This is a genomic window from Pseudomonas sp. Z1-12 (assembly GCF_051132015.1).
Classification (GTDB): domain Bacteria; phylum Pseudomonadota; class Gammaproteobacteria; order Pseudomonadales; family Pseudomonadaceae; genus Aquipseudomonas; species Aquipseudomonas zanjanensis.
The window spans coordinates 1,622,056-1,641,470 of sequence record NZ_CP071647.1 but is presented as its reverse complement, the minus strand read 5'-3'; the positions used below and the strand labels follow the sequence as shown (position 1 = coordinate 1,641,470).

Genomic DNA, 19,415 nt, shown 5'->3' with positions numbered 1-19,415 from the left:
ACTGAACCAGAGCCGGCCCTCAGAAATGGGCCGACATTATGCTGGAAAGTTCATGATCGGTATCGAGAGGGTGGCGATCTCAATGATATCGGTTGAGGTCTGAGCTCATCCTGCATAGGCTTAATGACTCTGCTCAGAGTCGCATGGGCATTTGTCTGAGTGTGCTCAGCTGCAGATCAGACCTTGCGCCCAGGGCATTTGAACGTCGCAATACACGGTGTCGTTATCGTCTGGCGTACACATCGGACTCTCTCCATTAAACTTCATCAGCTCTGCATTCCATTGCGGCGATGTTTGTGCATGCCCCCCCTACGGGAAAAGTCTGTCGTAAACCGAGCATTGGCAATGCCTGCTTCTCAAACCTTTGGACTTCCATCCTGCACGCCATACCCTCCGCTTGCGACCGCCAAAGCGAACTCCACCCCATCATGATCAAAGCCTAAATTGTCGGAAGTTGAATCTCAAATTCTCCGCCTGCCCCCCCGATGCAAGTGCGTGTCGCGCCATGACCTAAACCATCGGCTAAGCTTGCGGATACAGAACTTGGAAGCCGGACTTAGGGCTGCAAGAAAACATAGACTATCTGCATAACCAGGTGATGCACATGGCAAAACAGCTTTCCCCTGCTGGGGTGATGGCGCTCAAAGAGGCGCTCTGTTCGGTGTACTGGTATAAATCGGAGCTCAGGGGATTTTTACATCTTTGTCTTTCCACGCCAGCCATCCTTAACCGGTTTCACTGGGACAACTACAAGCGCCAGATTGCCTCGGACGTGGTCGATTATTTGTGTGCTAATGCTGAACCCCATCTGGGTGATCTGACGAAGATTTGTTATGAGCTTTGTAGAATTACCGACTTCTCTCATCTTCAACGCTTGGAAGATGGCCACCAGAAAGTGGAAAAAGCTAGGAGTGCAGTCAACCAGCTCAGATCATTGGTAGAGCCACATCAGGACGTCAAAAAAGAACAGGACGAGATTAAGCGCAGGCAAGAAGTCGCCGCCAAAAAGCTCCGTGAAAACGCTGCTGTACGGCAGAAGCTCCAAGCCATAAACACACGATATCTGGCTCTGATTGGCTCTGACAATGCACAAACTCGCGGCTTCGAACTGGAGCGCGTAATGTATGAAGTGTTTGAACTGTTCGACCTTGACCCAAAGGCCTCGTTTAAAAATAAGGGAGAGCAAATCGACGGAGCCTTTTCGTTGGACGGAACTGAGTATTTGTTCGAGGCCAAATGGCAGAAAGGCCCAGTCAACAAGGGTGATCTCGCAATTTTCACCGACAAGGTGAGAACCAAGCTGGACAACACGTTAGGGATATTTCTATCGATCAACGGCTTTTCCTCGGATGGCGTTGCTGCACACCAGGCTGGAGGAGCGTCAATATTTCTGGTTGACGGAGGAGACCTAATGGCCGTGCTTGAGGAACGTATCGACTTTGTAAGTTTGCTGCTCAGGAAAAAGCGTCACGCAGCGCAGACCGGGCAAATTTATCTCAGTTACTACCAGATGGTTGCCTCTGGGGCTGTCTAGTCACATCTCGAAACGAGCCTTGATCATATCGATATGGCCCCCTAAATCCCGACTCTCGGGGTAGCTTCGAAAACGTCGAGGGAATCGACCAGCCTGAAATCATCGTTCAGTCTTTTCAGCCCCAAAATAGTGGCATTCTGTTACCATGCGTCGTGTTCGTCTGTAACGACCCCACTGAATTCAACAGGAGCCAAGGAACGGTGGCCGATTTATCAAGTGGTTCAACGGGGCACGAAGCCGGCGCTTCCGCGTTAGGCTTTTATTACCAAGCCCACTATGCCTTGCTGTCGCTGTTGCGACATTCCACGGATGATTCAGCAGTTTCCATCGAACGCCTCGATGACGTGCAATTGGAAGTGAATGGCCAGCACCTGCTCATTCAACTCAAGCATTCTCTCTCTAAACGCCCACCTCCCATTTCACTCAGCTCAACGGCGCTTTGGAAGACGATCAAGGCATGGATCGATACGCTGCCGAGTGTGTCTCTTGCGTCGACCAGATTCCATTTGATCGCTGTTGGGGTCATACCGGACGGCTCTCCTCTGCTTTCGTTGTGTGAAGGAAACACTGATCGACACTCGCTTCTCATGGCAATGACAGAAGAAGCACAACGAGTCGTTGACCGACGTACCACCTCCACCAAAACGCCCCTCCCCTATGTGGATCGAGCGCCAGGATGTGAAGCCTTTTTGGCGTTGAGTGATTCGAATCGTTTGAATTTGCTAAGGCAAATCGAGATATTCCCGAACAGCCCTGATATCACTCAGATCGAAGCCTTGATAGCTCAGCAGCTGAAATTGACACCTGTCGAGTACCGTCCCAGTGTGACAAAGAGACTTGTCGAATGGTGGGGACTTCAGGTTGTACATTCGCTGTGCGGTATGAGAGACCGAGCAATTTCGTTTACCGAATTGCAGCACATGTTGATGGAGATCGAAAGCGATCTGGTCGAGGACAACTTGTCGTGGGAGTTTGAGGACGCGATGTTTCCTCCTGGTCATTCGCCCCACCGCATGCTTGAACGGCAAATTGCTTTGGTCAATGGCAGTAAGGTCGACCTGAAACGCTCCACTCGAGATCAATGGCGAGCCCATGGACAGCGCTCGAGTTGGGTTTCCGATAACCCAAGTATGAAGCTCAAGGTCGCCAAATACGACTCCCGACTGATCGAATACTGGTCTGACCTGCATGAGCAGATGGCATTGGACTGCGAGGATAAAGATGAAGCGATCAAGCGAGAGAGTGGCCTCCAGCTTCTGAGGTGGGCTTATGACGAGGCGCCTAAGAACGTGGAACCGATCTCTACGCCGAGTCGCCACTTCTACATACGAGGCACCTACCAAACTCTCTCGATAGACCGTCGAGTGGGTTGGCACCCTGACTACATTAAACTTCTGGAGGATGAGTCTTGATAGTCGCTCACGACCTCTACGCTGAAACGAATCCTGCGTTCTGTGCCTATATCCTCGCGACCTTCACATCGGCGTACGAAGAGGAAAAATCTAGTAGTCCGGAGATGTTGCTCTGCTATGCAGCATTGCCGATTGCGCTGTCAGGAAATCTGGAAAAAACATTTCTGGGGACTAACCGCCTGACAGGGCTTCTTGAGTGGCTACAGAGAAATCCGGTCATCCAGATTGACCTCCGCGAACGCATCGATAGCTCGGCAGACATCGTTACTGAAGCCATCCAATATGGTTGTTTTTCGAAGCTCTTCAGTATCAATGAGCAAGGCCTTTTGTCAGCAGGGCCGAAGTCCACGAATAAGAGCGCGATCAATCGGCTCAGCTCTCGTAATTTGAATGCCTTCAAACGTGCCCGCTCACTGGGATATTGGATGGCAATGGCGGGAAGCACCCGCACTACACTCAACATGATGGGGTTGACCGTATGAATCGCTGGAACATTGCGAGCATCTTTTTCCTTGGGGAAGAAGGTCGACTGAGAACAATCACACTAGAGCCTGGCGTGAACATCATCACTGGCGCCTCCGGTACTGGAAAATCGACGCTGATCAAGGCTATCGATTACTGCTTAGGATCGAGCGAGTGCGAACTCGCGGCGTATGTGCGCCGTCACAGCATCGCGGTTGGAGTCAAATGGATCTCCGATAGCGCTGAAATGATCACGGGACGCATCATTCCACCACTCACTCAGAAGAGTAGTGGGAGTATGTTTGTCAGCACCGGCAGAGACCTACCGCTCCCTCGGAAGATCAGTGAGTTCGAAGGCGCTACCACGCTCAAGTCAGCGAGGGCACTCATTGAGCGAGCGTTTGGAATTGGGGATCTTGCTGGAGACTCGTATGAAGCTGGTGTGCAGCGCTGGAGAGCTTCAGTGCGCCACGCCACTGCCTATATGTTTGTGACCAAAGAAGTCATCAACAACGAGAAGGCGTTACTCCACGGCCTAGATCAGGCAGACGAAGCAAAGGGCATAATTGAAACGATGCCTTATTTTCTCCGTGTGGTAAACGAAGAGTCCGTGATCCATGAACGGAAGCTCCGTGAGCTGCGCCAACGGTATGACAGGGAAGAGCGCCGTCAACGTACCCAGAAAGCGACCGACAGTGAGTTCAGGACAGTGGCAATGCGGCTTTTGATGGATGCTCAGCGATGCGGCATGATCAGCGCTCTCCCGGACAGTCAAGCTACGGACGAAGAACTCAAGACCGCCCTTGTTGCAGCTCGCAGAAGCTCAGCCAGTCGCTCGGTCAATCCTGACGAAAACGAACTGCCAGCGTTATACGCTGAGCGGAAAAGGCTGCTGAACCTGTTGGATTATCAACGTCGCAGAGTACGCGCAACTCAGACCGCGCTAACTGAAATGGAGGAATTTAGAGGCACAGTACAGCGCCAATACGAAAAGCTGGAGATTTCAGAACACATCCGGAAGATCGGCGAAGTGTGCCCTGTTTGTGACTCGCCTTCCCAGAAGGGACGGTCAATAGCAGGTGCTTTGCAGGCCACCCTCCAGATCATCCGCTCAGAAAGTGTTGCTGTGGAAAGCGTAAAGCCACGACTCGTGGAGCATGACCAAGTGCTTCATGACGAGCTCAAAGGCATCAATGCCGATCTCAAGGCAGTGAACGAGCGGATCGCAACATGGGTGCGGCAAAATGAAGAAAATAAAAGGTTTGAGTCGGCTTCGACTTATCGGGCGAACCTGCTAGGAAAAGTCTCATTATTTCTTGAGCTCAGCCCTGCTGAACGGCCAGCCGCAGTTAGCCTTGATGTGCTGCGCTCTCAGATTGAAGAGCTGGAAGCGAAAGTCGACCATGCTGCCAGGAAGGTGCTATTGGATAGGGCTCAACGCAAGGTCTCGGAGAGAATGACGAAATCAATCGTTTATCTGCCGACCAAAGAGCCATGCGTTGATGTGGACATTGAATTTTATGCTCGTCCACCCGAGGTAGCGGTCATCGAACGTGGACAGAATGCCGTCCTGCGAATGATAGACCTAGGCTCCGATGAAAACTGCCTGGCTATTCATGTTGCCCTCACCTTTGCCTTGCAATCGTTCTTCAAGGACGTTGGAGCGCCAGTACCTGGCTTCCTGGCTTTCGATCAGATAAGCCGCCCCTACTACCCGACTCGTGGTGAAGATGAAACCTTCCTCACAGGTGAAGACGAAGAAATTCTCGCAATGCGCAAGCACATCAATTTTTTATTCAATGAAACGGCGGCTCAGAAGGATCTCCAGGTACTGCTGATCGAACACGCCTACTTCGCTGATGATCCCCGCTATGTGGGTGCGACAAGGGAACGATGGACTCGCACCTCTGGGAATGCATTGATCCCAATGGACTGGCCGCAGCGATCTGAGCAGTGAAAACAGTCGACTGAGTGCTGTTTCCGAAGATTTCCATTTTTAACTGCGGATAACGCAAAGGCGTTACTGGTACGTGCCTTCGTGAACCGAGCCTTGGAACGCCTGCGTCTCGGCCCTTCGGGCTTCCATACTGCACGCCGCGCGCCCCGCTTGCCCATATCGATCCGACATCGCGACCTACCGTGTACTTGAAAAAAAGTCTTCGGCACCTGCCCACGCGTACGGAGATCATCATCCGTTTTCAGTGCCTCGATTCCGACCGGTAGTCAGTCAGTCGACGATAAAGGGCCGCTATGATGCGAGCGTCTAGCCCCCTTGTTCGCATAGGAAGCCATCGTACCTCACAGCCGCGAAGGTGAACCTCCATACCGCGACCGCCCACGCGACCTCGAAATGCGGACGTCATTAGAGAGCTTAAAGCCATGGACTTTGACAAGACGGCCATCGCCGAAAAACTCGAGATCGCCGGGATGCGGTTCGCAGTAACTGGAACAATCGAGCCTTTACCACTGACAGCACGGGGCGCATAAACCGGAGGGAGGAGCCGGACAACCTTCGCCAGACTTATTGAACCGCCCTAAGCGGTTATTCTCTGAGCGTTTATCCCGGCAGTCCAAGGGCTGCTGAGCATGGACTGGAACCAGTTCGACCGGACGTTCCATACCCATCCCCTGCCTAGCCCTGACACTATTTCGTCCGGGCCCGAGCGATCATGGCATCCAGCTCAGCGAGTAGCTGATCGACATCTATTTCAACAAACTCTCCGGGGTTGAGGATCTGCTCAATCACCTCGGGACTGAAGTCTTTGAAAACCTCCTCCTCGCACGGGCCAACAACCCAAACACACTCCGCCTTAGTGTAAAACTGATGCAGTGCGCCGGATAATTGGAGCTCCCCCAGCGCAGCATCAAGCTCTCGACAAGATACGTGTGGTACCTGCTCGGCTATTCGGTTCCCCAACAAGGAGTGGGAAATGCCCGATCCAACCGATGCCAGGATCAGCGCCTCCAGATTAAGTTGGTCGTTCATTCCCCGATCCCCTCGCTCATCCGATTCGTTGGCCAAGGTCGTACCCGATCATGAAAAGGCCCATTTCAAGCTTACGAAGAGGATTCCCGAACCCCTCATGAAAGCGGCTCGCGCGCGCCAATGGATGAGCCAAGGCTTCGCTGAGCACCCAGCTCGCCCGCATATTCCAGAGTGCGTGGTGATGACCTCGTCGCAGCCGGGGAAATTTAAAGTCACACTCCAAACTCGGATCGCGGTTCTTAGGCGCAACAGTGTTCTGAGCCTCCTTTGCGGGCGCCCAAGGGAAACGAAGCCCGTCAGGGAGAGAGGTAAGTTTTCTGTCACCGCAGTATTTCATGACTAGCCAGCCCATAGCAGCAGCGACTCGGCTGTCGTAGATGATGAAATTCTCGCAGATCAGCGAATAGACCTTAGTCATGCCTGCATTGAAGCGCAGATCGCTGAAGAATTTAGGGCTATCCAGATCTCCATGTCGCAGAACCTCAGCAACCTGCTCGATCATCGCTGCCAAACCCACTCGATTCTCTTCAAGCCAGCGGTTGTTCTTAGCAGAAACACCACCCCAAGACATGGTGGCCTGGGTTCCCCGCAGCATCGAGTCGTCGCATGCAGCCGCGCTGAGGTCAGCGGCTAGAGCCTCAAGGGCTTTAGTGTTGCTATTACCACAACTGCCCGCACTTACATTGAGATGGGCCACCCCTGGGTGATTCCATTCGTACTGCTCAAAAGCGTCATGAAGACTGGAGAACTGCCAGATCTTGCGGGTCTGGCGGTTGGTGTAATGATGCTCTAAAGGCTTGTTAGACCCCAACTGATCAGCAAGCCATTCAATGAAAGCATTGACCTCAGCGCGGTCTTTGTAAGCTGGGTACTTCCGGTGCGAGACCTTAATCATGCGACGCTCCATTAAGTTCGGTGGGTTTTCTTGCTGGCAAAGTGATACTGACTCACAATAAGGACAGATTTTGTCTGTGAGTTCGCTATGGTTAATAAAATTTCCAAAGAAGATAGACGCAAGGCACTCTTAGGTATGCTGCTGCGGGAGCGTCGCTCCCTGCTTACCGAGGATCTGCACGCTCAGCTGACACATTGGATTGAACAGGTTCCCCACCTTAAAACCACATTGCGCGACCTGCAGACCCTTGCTTCGGAGGGACTGATCACCGGTGAAAAGCCAGTAGGTCAAAAATCCTACCGGTGGAAACTGCGAAAAGCTCGCTTAGATCTCGTACTGACACCCGCTGAATCGATGACGCTCGTAGCAATACTGCAGCATGCCGAGCGCTTCGGGTTCAAAGTGGTAACCGACCAGCTAGTGGAGCTTCGAGATTACGCGCTAGGGGTAATAAGCCGAAACTCAAAACACGACCTGATCGGCCAGGGCAGAATCACTACGGGCACTCGCTTCATCACCCTACTGCCTGGTGCTTACGATCCGGCGCACCTTGAGCTCATCCAAGCGGCCATGCTCGACGGTCAGTCGTTAGAGGTCGTCTATAAGCCACGCGATGTTGGTGATCTCGAATGCACATATATTTTGAGGCCTCTAGCGCTCTCCTTCCAAGACTCCAATGTCTATCTGTCGGCCTACGTCGAATCTGAGCAGTGGCCTGACGGTAAGATGCCGAAGCGGGATGCCCTGCGCGGGAAGTACAGCAGCAATGGGCCAGGCAAGCAGTGCGTGCTCATGCTTCATAGGATGGTTAACATCAAGACCTATTGGCAAGATACCCCTGAGCCAGAGGGATACAGCGTCGGCGCATTCGTAGTGCAGAGAGATCTAAATACCATTCATGAGGAGGCTCCTGTAGAGCTGAGGCTGCGTCTTGAAGCGAATCTCCTTAACCGCCTCACTGAAAACCAGCTAAATGAAACTCAAAAAATCGAACACACCTCTATCGGTACCATCTTGAAATGCTCAATTCAAGATACCCAAGGGCTGAGACTGTTTTTGCTTAGCAATGCAGACGAGATCGAAGTCCTAGAACCGCCTTACCTTCGCGACCACATCAAAAATTCATTGCGCCGGGCTTTGGAAATGTACGCAAGCGACAAGGTGTGATGGTGACTGTAGGTGTTCAGGTCTGGGATGAGGCCGACGCGAATCACATCGTGGCAAATGTAGATCGCTGGCACATCACGTTTTATAACGACTGCGACGCGCTCAGCTACCGCCAACATGCTCTAAGTCCGGATGGGCAGCTTGGCTGATCGGTTGGGTGCTGATCCGGTGGCGCTGCTGATCACACGGCAGGATCAGACGCATGAGTGGATGCTGAAGGCGCTTCAGCTGTTTCGGAGCGTGACCCCAATGGGGGTCGGCTGTCGTGAACCAAACCGCCAAAAGCGGACGTCTTGGTCATGCGGGCTTCCATCCTCACCCGCTAGTTTGCTGACAAGCTACCGCACCAAACTTGGCCGCTATTAATTAAAGCTCAACCTCCACAGTAATCCTATGTGCGCTTGATGCGATGCTGAAGGTATTTCATCGCTTCAGGACGAAAATCAATCTCGTGCACCCCTACCAGCTGATGGATCGTTCGCTCCTCGAAGCTTAACTCTGGATCGACCACCAACATGCGATCCGAGTCAAAGCCAATGACCCCGGCATCCATCAGTCTGTGAAGGGACGCAGTCAGGAGGATGCCATTGTAGGGATCAGTCAAGGCTGGATCATCCTCTTCACCAGCTTGGTTTTGTGCGTGCCCCTGCGGGGATGGCTGTCGTGAACCGAATCCTGTCTATCGACAGGGTTCGGCCCTCCGGGCTTCCGTCCTCATGCCTTCGAACGTCCTGGTCTGCGCGCTCCGCTTGCATAATGACTTAAGTCACTTCTCGGCTTAGACATTACTCGTAGCTCCTACATACTGCTTCCATCCAGTAAGTGGTGGAGTTAGCCCGATGTCATGGTCACTTTGGAAAGATAAACGTCCTGAATGGGTGCAGGCAGAGGAACGAGCGTTCATAAAGGCTGTGAACAGTTTGAGAACGCTACAGATAACTACGCGGGTCGGCATGAGAATCGACCCTGAAGAACTCAGAGACCAGATCCTTGCATCACCAGAACGGTACAAAGGGCTGGTGAAAAGATAGCGGTATCGGAGCAATTCCTTAGGGAAGCTGTTGCCTCAAGGGATTAGCACCTAGACTCTATCCAGCGTCCTATGGAAGGGGCAATTTCAGGAGAACACATGCGCATACTCATTAAATATCAAGATGGTGAAGGCTGCATTACCGAACGGGAAATCTCGGATTTGCAAAAGGAAACCGATATTCTCATTGGCGCGTTTTGCCACGCCCGTGATGAATGGCGATCATTCAATATAAATCGAATAATTCATGCGGTAGCTAAAAACACGGGAGAGTTGATTAACCCTTATAGGCTTGTGCCGGAGATGCGTGACGAGCAGTCTCTCGACTCGCTGACCTGGAAGTACCGACAGGCTATCAAATCGGTGAAATTTTTCTGTCTCACCACTCGAGGATTCGGTAAGCGCGAGCGCCCTCGGATCGTCGATTTCGTCAAAGACCTAGTGTATACGTCACAGCACTCCGAAGAAGATATCAGCGAGTGGGTCAACAACCTCTGGTGCGCAGACCTTTATCGATACCGCGATGGTGACGTTGATGAGTACAAAGGACTGCTAGAGCAAATCCCTTATTCACTGCTCGACCAATGTCGAGAGTGCGCGCTGAAGATAGTCGTGGGCTCAGGCCGAAAATCCGAAAACCCCGACTGGTTGCAGAGAATTGATGAAGAATTCAGTTCTCCCCCCGTAGTGCGAAACCCGATCAGTCCCGGGGTTTGACCTTGTCGAAGGAATGAATGATGAAGTTTTTACGGGACGCACGAACCCTTAAGATCAAAGCTGTCAGCTCCCTTCGTATCGGGATGCAGTCCCTTCAATAGCTTTGACGACGATGGCCGTATCACTACCGTGTTATTCCACCTTCAGCACGCCTGTGAAATGCTGCTGGTTTAGTGGCGAAAGCGTCCTGAGATCCATATTGTGAAGCCCAGAACAGCAAATCAGGCGCCGAAAAGCCTCTGAAGCAGCTGCTCCGTCTGCGTTCCACTGTACCTTGCCTTCAGCTCATCAAGCTTGGCACCTCTGCGCTCGCCGGTGAGTAAGCTTAGGCCGTGTAACGCGTTAATAAGCTTCTGAGATTCGGCGTCATCATCTCTCATGCTGATCCACGACGAGTTCGCCTGCTTGGCCAACGCTTCAGCCTTGCCGCTGAGCCTCTGCGATTCAATCAACCTGTTACCGCTTACCTCGGTCTTAAGCTGACTGAGGACTTGCTCTAGCTCCTGCAACTGCCCTGTGATGATCTCTGCACCATCAAGTGACACAGGGCGTCCCTCTACATAGATCACATCCTCCTGGATGCAGTAGATTGCTAATGGGCCATCCCCTCCTCCCGTGCAATCAAGCGCAAGAAAATTCCCCAATCTCAGCGGTTTCGGTATCCACGTATGTCCCGAGCACACTCTCCAGATGCCGGTAACACCATCACGATAATGCTTGATGATCCGTTCCCTGCCCCACAGAGCGATCTCTTCGATCTGAGCATTGTCTAGGCTGCCAACAAACTCCTGCCAAGAAATCCCTGCCGGCACATCGGCATGAACGACACCGACCAGGCCACGTGCGGACTGAATTTCTATGGCGGTCGGAAGACGTTCCAGCCTTTCGATCACCATTCCTTTCGACTCATCGGCGATGGTTGCCCACCAACCCGCACCGTGGGAGCTGTAGCGCGCTTGTGGATTCTCACGGTAAGCGTTGATCAACATTTGTTCGTGATTGCCCTGGACACAAAAGAACCAAGGTTCGCCGAGCAGCTTTAGGCCATCTAGCATCCCAGGCCCACGGTCGATCAGATCACCTACAGCAATGACCCGATCAACCGCACTGTCAAAGCCGAGCGCACGAAGACCCTTGTGCAGCTCCATGGTTTTGAAGTGGATATCACCAACTACAAAGTCACGACCAAGGTCGTTTTTGGGGAGGCGTAAAAGCGCCTGCTTCATTTTGGATCGGTACTCCGGAGCGTTTGCCGATGGGTTGATTGAGTAGCTTCATTGTACCCCCTTGTCAGCAGAATGAGCGCCGCCAACCTACCCTTCCACTACTTTTCGAGCTGTCGGCGGCAAGAATTGGCGGCCATGTGCTACTATTGAAATTGATAGATTTCCTCTGATCATCAGTTGTCGTAGGTAGTAAAGCTGGTACAAGCTTCAAACATTCAAAAACATCACTCTATACAACGACGGAACGTTTCGATGTCCTTTCTCGTGCCAATCTTGCTCGCCGTCCTGACCTTTCCTTTTCTGCAAAGCCGCCTTTGCAAGGGACATTACAGTTTCGCGAAAACCTATTTCGGATGGGGGCTTCTGGGGACAGTTGCACTGTCGCTCGGCATCTTCTGGCTGCTTGGCCCGATTTTCTTTCAACAGGATCACGGCAGAGGTGATAGGGCAATTTCGGTCACCTTCAGGATTTGGGTTCTCGTGACTTCGTTCTACATGATAGGCATCTGCATTGGTCTCAATCACATCCGAAAAAGAGACGATCGTCCGCTGTTGAACCTCTACATCATCATGCTCATCGTCTGCACTGCTTTATTGTTCCTATCCAGCTTGGCGGCAGCGCCCGTTTACTGGTTTATTTACGGAGTGACGGCCTTCATCGCATACAAAATGCGGACGAACCAAAATCTTGGGGAACCGCCCAAATCCTGGAATGACTGAAGGAAGCCAATGAGCCGTCTGTGTGCACGCGGATGAGCGCAATAGGTTGTATGCGTAGCGAGAGCTTATGGACTAGCAGTTGAATAATTGGAACTATAGCGATGAGAACAGGCCTGTGGCGGCGCAGTGCCAAACCTCTGTTGCCATGCTAAATCTGCTGACCTCACTGCTAGCAAGCTCGACACCCCACGGTCTTTGGCTGCAGGTCAGGTCAACAGATCTCCCCATTTACGCTGCAACGCTTGCTCGTCTGCCACTATCTGCTGGGTAAGCGCGGTGATCCATTCGGTTGCAAAGGTGTTCGCCTCCCGCAGCAGCGACATAATATCGTCGACCTGAAACTCACCTGGTTGTTGTACCGCCTCTGCTTCGGTAAGCATTTTCCGCACCATCATGTTCAAGTCTTGTTTGGAAACGACTTTGGCCAAGCCGTAGGCCATGGGAACCGATTCGCCTTCGACGTCTACCACTGCACCTGGCAACTCCAGATACTTTTCGCAAATCATCAAAAAACCCGTGAAGAAAGCTTCAAACACATTGTCGTGGCGTAATTGCTCCGGAATTTTGTGGTACGAGAAACCGTACATGAACGAAAGCGCAAAAAAGATGTGCGACTCCACATCGGCTTGGGGCTCGCCCGATAATTTATGCGCCTTGGTCAGTACAGCATTGAGGCATTGAATCGGCAGACTGAACAACAATACGTCGTCGGCATCGGTGAGTTCAGCTTGCAGGGCCTGCGAGATGCCGCGCATTTTGGCGATGGCGGTGGCGCCATCGGCCACTAATGATAATTGGTCATCGCCCAGCAAATTATCAAGCTGTTTGTCGAAACCAAGCATGGCCACCGATACTGGCGCTGCCAAATTTGGCTGGGGCTGGAGTTCTTCTTGCAGCAACTTGTCGAGGATCTTGTCGCGATTTTCCAGCACGAATTTGACGAACACATGCTCCTTAAGCGCCAGTCGCACAAAACCGGGCAAGAAGGCGTAAAGGATGCTAGCTAGCTTTTCGATGTTTTCATCGTTTCGCAAAGCCGCCATCGACGCTTCGCCGGTCTTCTCCTTCAAAAAAGGGATAATTCTCGATTTGTTTTGCTCAATGGCTCCGCCGACATAGCCAAGGAGTTTGTCCTTGGTGCCATTTTTGGCAGGCGCAGCTGCTTTTTCCGGCGTGATTTTTTCCGTCTGCGCAGTCACCGTGCGCACGGGTGCCTGCTGCAGAAAAACCTCAGGTTCAATGAATGTAAGCGATTCCACTTCATCGTTGGCGGTGTGGGCGGGCTCCACCGGCGCTGGTATTGCGGCGGGGGAACCGATCACTTCGCCAGCGCGCGCAGCTTTCAATTCCGCATTAATCGCGGAAAGGAATGGCCCGAGTTCCTTTTCGCCAGCCTGAGTTAGCGTGCCGATCTTGCGGCCATTGATATACAGGTCGCGCTTGATCAAATTAATAGTTTCAGCGTGGCGCCAGAAGAACAGCCGGGGCGAATCCATCAGTACCTTCAGGGCGAAGGTTTCGCGACCAAACAGCAGCCCTTCCTTTGCGCCGCCGAACAGCGTGTCATCGATCAATATCAGCACATCATCGGCGACCAGAGATCCGCCATAGGACTCGAGCGCACCTTGAAGTTTTTTCGGCGGGATGTTGGGTGTCACGAACACCCGCTCGGGCGCTAAGCGCTGCGCTGCAGCGACCATGCGCTGTATCACTTGCTGCACCTGCACATCGGAAAGCTCGGCTGGGCCGCCGACCACCACTTGGGCGCCCGCCCCGCCAGCACGAACCACTTCCCGCCATTCACTCAACAAAGAAAAAAAGTGCTGGAGGTTTTTTTTGTCCACCACGGACATGCTCGTGACGGCTTCGCCGTTAAGGTGGATTTTGGCGCCTTTTGCTTCCAGCTTTTCCACATCCTTGAACTCGAAAGGCTCCATGTCGGCAAATACTTCTTTGAAGCCAAAGAAATCCTCTGCGATCAACGCGCCTTCTTTTCCGCTACCAAACACCGTGTCGTCTATCAGAACCTTAATGCTAGCTGGGTCTTCATTTAGGCCATACGAATCCAGTGCATTATTCAGCAGCTTGAGTGGGATGTGCGGGGCGACGTAAATACGGTCGGCGCCCGAATAACGTTTGGCTGCAAGAAACTCCAGTAACAACATATGCGCACCTTAAATTCGGCCGCCAGCTCCGAGCAAGCAGGTTTAAAATGGGATCCAAAAGCATTTCTTAGCATGCTTTCGGCCGATCTACCGCAATCTTGAGGTCAAGTCTTGTCATACATACCACTTCACGTGCCCTGCTCGCGTGAGTGAGCATGTTTGAAAAAAGCCCCTCATGGTAATTTTCACGACATTTTTCTGAGCAATCCGGCCTTCGCTCCGGATCATGTCCAGAGTCGGATGGGCATTTGACTTCGTGAGTATGCCCAACATCTACGGCAGCTGACGGCCCCGCCCTAGGGGCATGTGAATGTCGCAGTACACTGTGTCGTCATCGTCCGTCATACCCATCGGATTTCTCCACTCAACCTGGTCGTTTTCCGCCGCGTCCGACTAGCGCGTTTTTTGTGCGTGCCCCTGCGGGGAATGGCTGTCGTGAACCGAGCCTTGGCAACCCGGCGTCTTGTCCCTCCAGGATTACATCCAAAACGTCGCGCGCTCCGCTTGCCATACCTATCAATCTCTACAACGATTGTGTTGAGCTCAATTACCGCGAAAAATGCAACAGTCCGGACGGCAGGCACTTACGATTTGATCTTGGAAACCGATTCGGAACAGATCCGGTTGCGCTGCTAACCTACGGCCCTGCGCCAACTTCAAGAGCTTGGAGCGTAACACCGGGTTTAGCTAGTTCCCATTCAGCCCAGCATCTCTAGTAAGCAGGCGCCTCTTCCATTCGCTCTCGAGCTGCATCATCTGCTTCTCGCCAGTGTTCTTATCCGCGATCTCCAAGATCGAGAAATAAAAGCCGTTGGTAAAAACACTGCCCTTTTCAGCTTCCAGTGCCTTGAGCCGCACATTCCCCCCATGCCCACCGTGAGCATAGGTTTCCCACCGTGCCCAAATGCCTCCCTCTCCCGTTGCGCTACCCACGTAGAGCATGTGGTGCTCACGATCTGAGATGAGGTAGACGCCGGCCACACTGCTCAAAGCAGACCGCCAAGAATCGATCTGTTCTTTTACAATGACCTTGAGTGTTCTGTGACTGATATCTACGGCCTTGAAGCCAGGGAAGTCGCCCACGGTCATTCGCTTGGCTCGAAGAGAATGCACCCGCATGTCATGCACAACCTTGTCGGCATAAACGTAAGCCTGACGTCCTGAACGAGCGTACTCAAGGATTAGCCGCCCCTCGAGTTCCTCAAACCCAGCGAGGTGGCGATAGGTATATTTCCACTTGGTTTTTGTGTCTGCGGGCCTCTTCGTAGGCACCAACTGGTCATACACACCGGCGAAAAGCCAACGCTTTGTGCCTGGCATCTGGATCAGGCTAATCAGATACTCACGGCTGAAGTTTTTGGCGTTTTGGTAGGACTGCCATTCATCAAAAGTGCCCGCGATGAATTCGTCGATTGGCTCCTCCACTTGGTTGAAACCAGCCAAATGGATCTTTGCTTTCCTGAGATCGAGGTCGCGCATGTAGTGTTGCAGGAGGGTTAGAAACACTTTGAGATTCCGTTCTGTTGAAGAGGACGTTTATGGCTGAATGCCTTTGATTTTTTCCAGCTTCATTTGGTATCCCTGGCCTGGCTGTGTAATCGTCTCAGTCTCGACCGTCTGAACGATTCGACCTTCCGCATCCTTGGTAACTGAGATGCTTTTGCTATAGGCAGTTTGCACGCAACCAGAAAGAGCAGTGATTGCCAACAGCAGGAGGGCAGCATTGAGTTTCATTGTGGATTCCGTTTCCAAATTTTGGGGTGGCAAGCTTACAAGTCGAAGTGGCCTAATGCCACCCCCTCACCCGAACGAGCTCCTCCATGAAAATTAGGTCTTAGAAAGTGCCTACAAATGCCCTGCTCCTAGCGGCCACCTACTTCAACACATGTTGAGCCAGCCCTGGCCTGCGCCAGAGGGTTGCTGGCAATTAACGGTTCTGCTTATCAAGCGATGGATCCACCTGGCATGAAGGAGGCTCTAGACGCGCTCCAGAATCTACCAGCCGGATGATTGATTTTGATGGTGATGGCATTAGGGTTGATTGCTTTCTCGGTTTACAGCTTCTCTGAAGCTATCTGGCGCAGGATCAACATGGACGTACCTGGAGTGCCGAGCAGGGACTGATTAGAAACGGAAGTTTCAGGGCCATGAGGAGCCTTACTCGCACCAAGGCCCCCACGTTGGCGGGTTGTCTACGATATCGATGGACATACTGAGCTCGTCTTGCATGTGCTCGAGGACTTTGTCGAGACGCGGATGAGCTTTCGATTCTCGCAGTGCATTTACTAATCCTAGGAGCTCTCGGCCCTGGGCTAGCGGCATCTGGATATCGCAGTATACCGTGTCATCCTCTTGTCCCATGCCCTCACCCGCTCAGTCTTTTTTAGATTTATTTCTTGCGGCCCTATGCTGCTCCAGATGCCGCATCTCTGCTTCCCAACTCGCCAGGAATTTATCCCAGTCTGCGGCGTATGGCCCATCAACCAATTTGGTCGATCCGATGCTTGCCTGGTGGAAACGTTCCCTCCAGGGCTGCGGAATAGTTTCCTCCAAAATGATGTCGATTCCGGAGTTATGACGCCTCACCGAGACAGAGTTACGAACCTCAATGAGCTCGAGTGGCTTATCGCTACAGGGGGTGTCGTATCGTTCTTGGACGTCGAGGCTATCAAGGATGGTGAGCAGTTCTGAGGCATTCGGATCACCAGGATGGAAGCTGGCAAGCGCCCACAGAACTCTTCGCCTAGTTCTCTCACGCTCGCGGAGTAAATCGCAGGTCATTTCAGCCTCCTTTTCACAAAGCTCGGCGGTGGTTATGGCGTTCCGCCTTCGGCGGATGGCTGGCGTGAACCGAGCCGTGGCAAGCCACGTCTCGGCCCTCCGGGCTTTCATCCAGCACACCTGCGCGCTCCGCTTGCATAATGCGTAGCGCGCCGGGATTTGCCTGAGTTCAGTTCCTAGCGAAATTGTGGGCCAAACATTTCGCTTTCCCCGCCAGCCGCGAACACTACTCCTTATGAAACTTGCTGAAGCGACTCGACAGAGTTGAAGGGGCAATAATTTCCCACGATTCCGGCCTCGAGGTGGCACTGAAAACTACCCAGGCACGCCAAAGAAAAAATAGTGCAACCAACCCTGCTTCAACTATCGTAACCACCGTAGCGTTATACATATAGCTTTGATCTTGCCCGAATAAGAAGATCAATGCGAATAAAGAAGGAAACCAGCCGATGAGAAATACCATGCAGAATGCGAGAGCGGCGGTGCCCGCCAAAATCATGGGCACCATGAGCCTAAAGGAAGTAGCGAACATTTTCTCGCCACTTTCTTTTTGAACACCATAAATCATACCAATATTTTTTTCTTTATTACTACTGTTCTTGAACATCCCATAAAATGTCACACTTTGGCCAACCTCTAATTCTTCGTAAATTTTATTGGTCAATGTCAAATTAGGAATGATCGATCCATCAATACTGATCTTGGCTTTGTAGCCACCCTTCATGGGTATAACTGATCGAACATAGTCGAGCTTTCCTGAAACCTTTACGCAATCAAACTTCATTACAACATTTACCTTGTATTCACGTAATAGAGTTCTGGGGCGGTTGAAATCAACAGCTTCCCCCAAATGTAAGCATTTCCCGGTAGCAGGGAGGTGCGTGCGGAACATCCTTCTGCGAGGAGCCTCTGGCATTTCCCTGCGGGTCGGCGTTACGCAGGTGATATCAACCAGCCACACCCGATGCTGAATATATTAGATGGAATGGGTTTTAGCAATGTGGCCTTATCCTCGCATTTGGAGATTCCAATGCTTGCTAGGGACTCACTTGCCGCTGTCCTGCGCGTTCTCAGACGCGCACGCGACCTGAAAGCAGAGGATTTTTCGACCGGCATCGACCCCACTCACGTGAACAACCTTGAAAACGGTAAAGTCAGCGTATCGCTTGAAACGCTCGAGTCCGTAGCAAAGATCCTTGACCTCCGAACCATCTCGTTGCTGGTGCTCGCCACAAGCCTTCGCGAAAAAATATCGCCTCAGGAGTTGCTAGCCGAAGTAAAAACGGAAGTACGCGAGTTTTCTTCGCCACGTTTTTTGGCCGATTTCGCAAGCCAAATCGAAAATGGCGAGTTGGTACGCAGGCCGTCGGGAGCTCAGGTTTCCCAGCAAAAATTGGCTGCTGTACGTGAATGCAAGGTTGCGGGCATGACTCAGCGTGAAACAGTGATGAGGCTCGGTTTACCTGCCTCCACTGTGCAACGTTACTGGCACAAGGAATAGCTTCCTCACCACAGTGCTGTCGGGATTCTCAGAGGCTCTCCACACCCACCAATCCTGACTTGCCCATGCAGACCACTGACCAAAGGGTTATCTTTGGGGCAACAATCCATTGACTCTACGTCATAAGCCGCCGACATCAGCAATGGATGGAACGCGCTACGTACCAGCCTGTGAGAATATTCGATGAAGCATGTCAGGCTAATCAGGCACGGTGAAAGCGCCGCCAACGCCGGCAAAGCCAGCCTGGATCACGCGAGCATCCCTCTTACGCCAAAGGGTGTCGAACAAGCGCGCCTAGTGGCAGGGTCATTCGTCCAGGCCCCAGATCTGATCGTTGCCTCGCCGTTCTCCCGAGCCCAAGCAACTGCAATGCAGACAGTGGCTGCTTTCTCTTCAGTACCATTTGAAATCTGGCCCATCCATGAATTCACCTACCTCAAACCTGCGCGGTGTACCAACACGACCGTTGCTCAGCGGCGAGGTTGGGTGGAAGAGTATTGGGTCAGTGAGGATCCAGCTTTCAGGGATGGTGATGGCGCAGAATCTTTCCTGGACTTTATATCTCGAGCCCAGTCTTTCCTGAATCGACTTGCAGATCATCCTGCTCATGACATTGCTGTGTTTTCGCATGGGCAACTCATCAATGCAGTGGCGTGGCTCATCGAGCGCAACCCACAGGAAATCGATGGCCGTGCGATGGCCGATTGGCGTGAGTATGAGATCGCTAACCACGTGCCCAATTGTGGTGAGTGCCTGCTTTCGAAAGATCCCGACGAAGCCGGTTGGAGAGTGAGCCGGTCAGCCCCTAAGGAATCACGA

General features: G+C 52.4%; 19 protein-coding genes and 2 pseudogenes. 11 read left to right on the top strand and 10 right to left on the bottom strand.

The features are described from left to right. Nucleotides 1–604 precede the first annotated feature (604 nt). The 4 genes from J3P85_RS07385 to J3P85_RS07370 all read left to right on the top strand — a co-directional run bounded on the left by J3P85_RS07385 (nt 605) and on the right by J3P85_RS07370 (nt 5,365). A complete protein-coding gene (locus tag J3P85_RS07385; RefSeq protein ID WP_434603125.1) occupies nt 605–1,534 on the top strand; it encodes a hypothetical protein in 930 nt (309 codons plus the stop codon). Nucleotides 1,535–1,734: 200 nt separating this feature from the next. After that, nucleotides 1,735–2,946, top strand: coding sequence for an ABC-three component system protein (locus J3P85_RS07380; protein WP_434603124.1), 1,212 nt, complete (start codon nt 1,735–1,737; stop codon nt 2,944–2,946). Beyond that, nucleotides 2,943–3,428 (top strand): three component ABC system middle component, encoded by a 486-nt coding sequence (locus J3P85_RS07375; RefSeq protein ID WP_434603123.1) that lies wholly within the window; start codon nt 2,943–2,945, stop codon nt 3,426–3,428. Before J3P85_RS07380 ends, J3P85_RS07375 begins: the two co-directional genes overlap by 4 nt. After that, nucleotides 3,425–5,365: a DUF3732 domain-containing protein gene (locus J3P85_RS07370; protein WP_434603122.1), complete on the top strand. Its 1,941-nt coding sequence runs from the start codon at nt 3,425–3,427 to the stop codon at nt 5,363–5,365. Before J3P85_RS07375 ends, J3P85_RS07370 begins: the two co-directional genes overlap by 4 nt. 687 nt (nt 5,366–6,052) lie before the next feature. On the opposite strand, the gene J3P85_RS07365 is transcribed toward J3P85_RS07370, so the two are convergent. Further along, entirely contained in the window at nt 6,053–6,394 is a 342-nt protein-coding gene (locus J3P85_RS07365) for a hypothetical protein (protein ID WP_434603121.1), read from the bottom strand. A gap of 16 nt (nt 6,395–6,410) precedes the next feature. After that, on the bottom strand, nt 6,411–7,289 hold the full coding sequence (locus J3P85_RS07360) for a hypothetical protein (RefSeq protein WP_434603120.1): 879 nt from the start codon (nt 7,287–7,289) through the stop codon (nt 6,411–6,413). An 87-nt stretch (nt 7,290–7,376) separates the two neighbouring features. Between J3P85_RS07360 and J3P85_RS07355 the strand changes: the two genes are divergently transcribed. Then, the gene (locus J3P85_RS07355; protein WP_434603119.1) at nt 7,377–8,456 is read left to right on the top strand and encodes a helix-turn-helix transcriptional regulator; all 1,080 of its coding nucleotides are present in this window, start codon (nt 7,377–7,379) and stop codon (nt 8,454–8,456) included. Nucleotides 8,457–8,847: 391 nt separating this feature from the next. Here the strand turns inward: J3P85_RS07355 and J3P85_RS07350 are convergent, their stop codons facing one another. Beyond that, nucleotides 8,848–9,060 (bottom strand): hypothetical protein, encoded by a 213-nt coding sequence (locus tag J3P85_RS07350; RefSeq protein ID WP_434603118.1) that lies wholly within the window; start codon nt 9,058–9,060, stop codon nt 8,848–8,850. Nucleotides 9,061–9,585: 525 nt separating this feature from the next. Between J3P85_RS07350 and J3P85_RS07345 the strand changes: the two genes are divergently transcribed. Further along, nucleotides 9,586–10,203, top strand: a complete 618-nt coding sequence (locus J3P85_RS07345) for a hypothetical protein (protein WP_434603117.1) — start codon at nt 9,586–9,588, stop codon at nt 10,201–10,203. A 221-nt stretch (nt 10,204–10,424) separates the two neighbouring features. On the opposite strand, the gene J3P85_RS07340 is transcribed toward J3P85_RS07345, so the two are convergent. Beyond that, on the bottom strand, nt 10,425–11,429 hold the full coding sequence (locus J3P85_RS07340; protein ID WP_434603116.1) for a metallophosphoesterase: 1,005 nt from the start codon (nt 11,427–11,429) through the stop codon (nt 10,425–10,427). 252 nt (nt 11,430–11,681) lie between these two features. Here J3P85_RS07340 and J3P85_RS07335 point away from each other — a divergent pair, with 252 nt between their 5' ends. After that, nucleotides 11,682–12,149, top strand: a complete 468-nt coding sequence (locus J3P85_RS07335; RefSeq protein ID WP_434603115.1) for a hypothetical protein — start codon at nt 11,682–11,684, stop codon at nt 12,147–12,149. A 206-nt stretch (nt 12,150–12,355) separates the two neighbouring features. On the opposite strand, the gene J3P85_RS07330 is transcribed toward J3P85_RS07335, so the two are convergent. After that, a complete protein-coding gene (locus tag J3P85_RS07330) occupies nt 12,356–14,314 on the bottom strand; it encodes a hypothetical protein (RefSeq protein WP_434603114.1) in 1,959 nt (652 codons plus the stop codon). A gap of 407 nt (nt 14,315–14,721) precedes the next feature. Here J3P85_RS07330 and J3P85_RS07325 point away from each other — a divergent pair, with 407 nt between their 5' ends. Further along, nucleotides 14,722–15,030 carry a DUF7693 family protein gene (locus J3P85_RS07325; protein WP_434603113.1) on the top strand — a complete coding sequence of 103 codons (309 nt, stop codon included), beginning with the start codon at nt 14,722–14,724 and terminating at the stop codon, nt 15,028–15,030. On the opposite strand, the gene J3P85_RS07320 is transcribed toward J3P85_RS07325, so the two are convergent. Both J3P85_RS07320 and J3P85_RS07315 read right to left on the bottom strand, forming a co-directional pair. After that, on the bottom strand, nt 15,002–15,820 hold the full coding sequence (locus J3P85_RS07320; RefSeq protein ID WP_434705342.1) for a GIY-YIG nuclease family protein: 819 nt from the start codon (nt 15,818–15,820) through the stop codon (nt 15,002–15,004). The genes J3P85_RS07325 and J3P85_RS07320 overlap by 29 nt on opposite strands. 30 nt (nt 15,821–15,850) lie before the next feature. After that, nucleotides 15,851–16,048 carry a hypothetical protein gene (locus J3P85_RS07315; protein ID WP_434603111.1) on the bottom strand — a complete coding sequence of 66 codons (198 nt, stop codon included), beginning with the start codon at nt 16,046–16,048 and terminating at the stop codon, nt 15,851–15,853. 183 nt (nt 16,049–16,231) lie between these two features. Between J3P85_RS07315 and J3P85_RS07310 the strand changes: the two are divergent. Further along, nucleotides 16,232–16,438: pseudogene (locus J3P85_RS07310) on the top strand (DUF1206 domain-containing protein); the annotation flags it as partial. Between the two features lie 33 nt (nt 16,439–16,471). Here J3P85_RS07310 and J3P85_RS07305 read toward each other — a convergent pair. The 3 genes from J3P85_RS07305 to J3P85_RS07295 all read right to left on the bottom strand — a co-directional run bounded on the left by J3P85_RS07305 (nt 16,472) and on the right by J3P85_RS07295 (nt 17,879). Next, nucleotides 16,472–16,675 (bottom strand): hypothetical protein, encoded by a 204-nt coding sequence (locus J3P85_RS07305; RefSeq protein ID WP_434603110.1) that lies wholly within the window; start codon nt 16,673–16,675, stop codon nt 16,472–16,474. 12 nt (nt 16,676–16,687) lie between these two features. Beyond that, on the bottom strand, nt 16,688–17,095 hold the full coding sequence (locus J3P85_RS07300) for a hypothetical protein (RefSeq protein ID WP_434603109.1): 408 nt from the start codon (nt 17,093–17,095) through the stop codon (nt 16,688–16,690). A 226-nt stretch (nt 17,096–17,321) separates the two neighbouring features. After that, a complete protein-coding gene (locus tag J3P85_RS07295; RefSeq protein WP_434705341.1) occupies nt 17,322–17,879 on the bottom strand; it encodes a hypothetical protein in 558 nt (185 codons plus the stop codon). 246 nt (nt 17,880–18,125) lie between these two features. Here J3P85_RS07295 and J3P85_RS07290 point away from each other — a divergent pair, with 246 nt between their 5' ends. Further along, complete coding sequence (locus J3P85_RS07290; protein ID WP_434705340.1) at nt 18,126–18,596, top strand: helix-turn-helix domain-containing protein; 471 nt, start codon at nt 18,126–18,128, stop codon at nt 18,594–18,596. 183 nt (nt 18,597–18,779) lie between these two features. Beyond that, nucleotides 18,780–19,388 (top strand): annotated as a pseudogene (locus tag J3P85_RS07285) (histidine phosphatase family protein); the annotation flags it as partial. Nucleotides 19,389–19,415 lie beyond the last annotated feature (27 nt).

Bases quoted from the DNA above. Each gene is read 5' to 3' on its own strand.
- J3P85_RS07315 (WP_434603111.1), bottom strand. From the start codon at position 16,048: ATGAAACTCAATGCTGCCCTCCTGCTGTTGGCAATCACTGCTCTTTCT.
- J3P85_RS07355 (WP_434603119.1), top strand. From the start codon at position 7,377: ATGGTTAATAAAATTTCCAAAGAAGATAGACGCAAGGCACTCTTAGGT.
- J3P85_RS07365 (WP_434603121.1), bottom strand. From the start codon at position 6,394: ATGAACGACCAACTTAATCTGGAGGCGCTGATCCTGGCATCGGTTGGA.
- J3P85_RS07345 (WP_434603117.1), top strand. From the start codon at position 9,586: ATGCGCATACTCATTAAATATCAAGATGGTGAAGGCTGCATTACCGAA.
- J3P85_RS07385 (WP_434603125.1), top strand. From the start codon at position 605: ATGGCAAAACAGCTTTCCCCTGCTGGGGTGATGGCGCTCAAAGAGGCG.
- J3P85_RS07290 (WP_434705340.1), top strand. From the start codon at position 18,126: ATGCTTGCTAGGGACTCACTTGCCGCTGTCCTGCGCGTTCTCAGACGC.
- J3P85_RS07295 (WP_434705341.1), bottom strand. From the start codon at position 17,879: ATGAAGTTTGATTGCGTAAAGGTTTCAGGAAAGCTCGACTATGTTCGA.
- J3P85_RS07300 (WP_434603109.1), bottom strand. From the start codon at position 17,095: ATGACCTGCGATTTACTCCGCGAGCGTGAGAGAACTAGGCGAAGAGTT.
- J3P85_RS07370 (WP_434603122.1), top strand. From the start codon at position 3,425: ATGAATCGCTGGAACATTGCGAGCATCTTTTTCCTTGGGGAAGAAGGT.
- J3P85_RS07360 (WP_434603120.1), bottom strand. From the start codon at position 7,289: ATGATTAAGGTCTCGCACCGGAAGTACCCAGCTTACAAAGACCGCGCT.
- J3P85_RS07330 (WP_434603114.1), bottom strand. From the start codon at position 14,314: ATGTTGTTACTGGAGTTTCTTGCAGCCAAACGTTATTCGGGCGCCGAC.
- J3P85_RS07335 (WP_434603115.1), top strand. From the start codon at position 11,682: ATGTCCTTTCTCGTGCCAATCTTGCTCGCCGTCCTGACCTTTCCTTTT.
- J3P85_RS07305 (WP_434603110.1), bottom strand. From the start codon at position 16,675: ATGGGACAAGAGGATGACACGGTATACTGCGATATCCAGATGCCGCTA.
- J3P85_RS07340 (WP_434603116.1), bottom strand. From the start codon at position 11,429: ATGAAGCAGGCGCTTTTACGCCTCCCCAAAAACGACCTTGGTCGTGAC.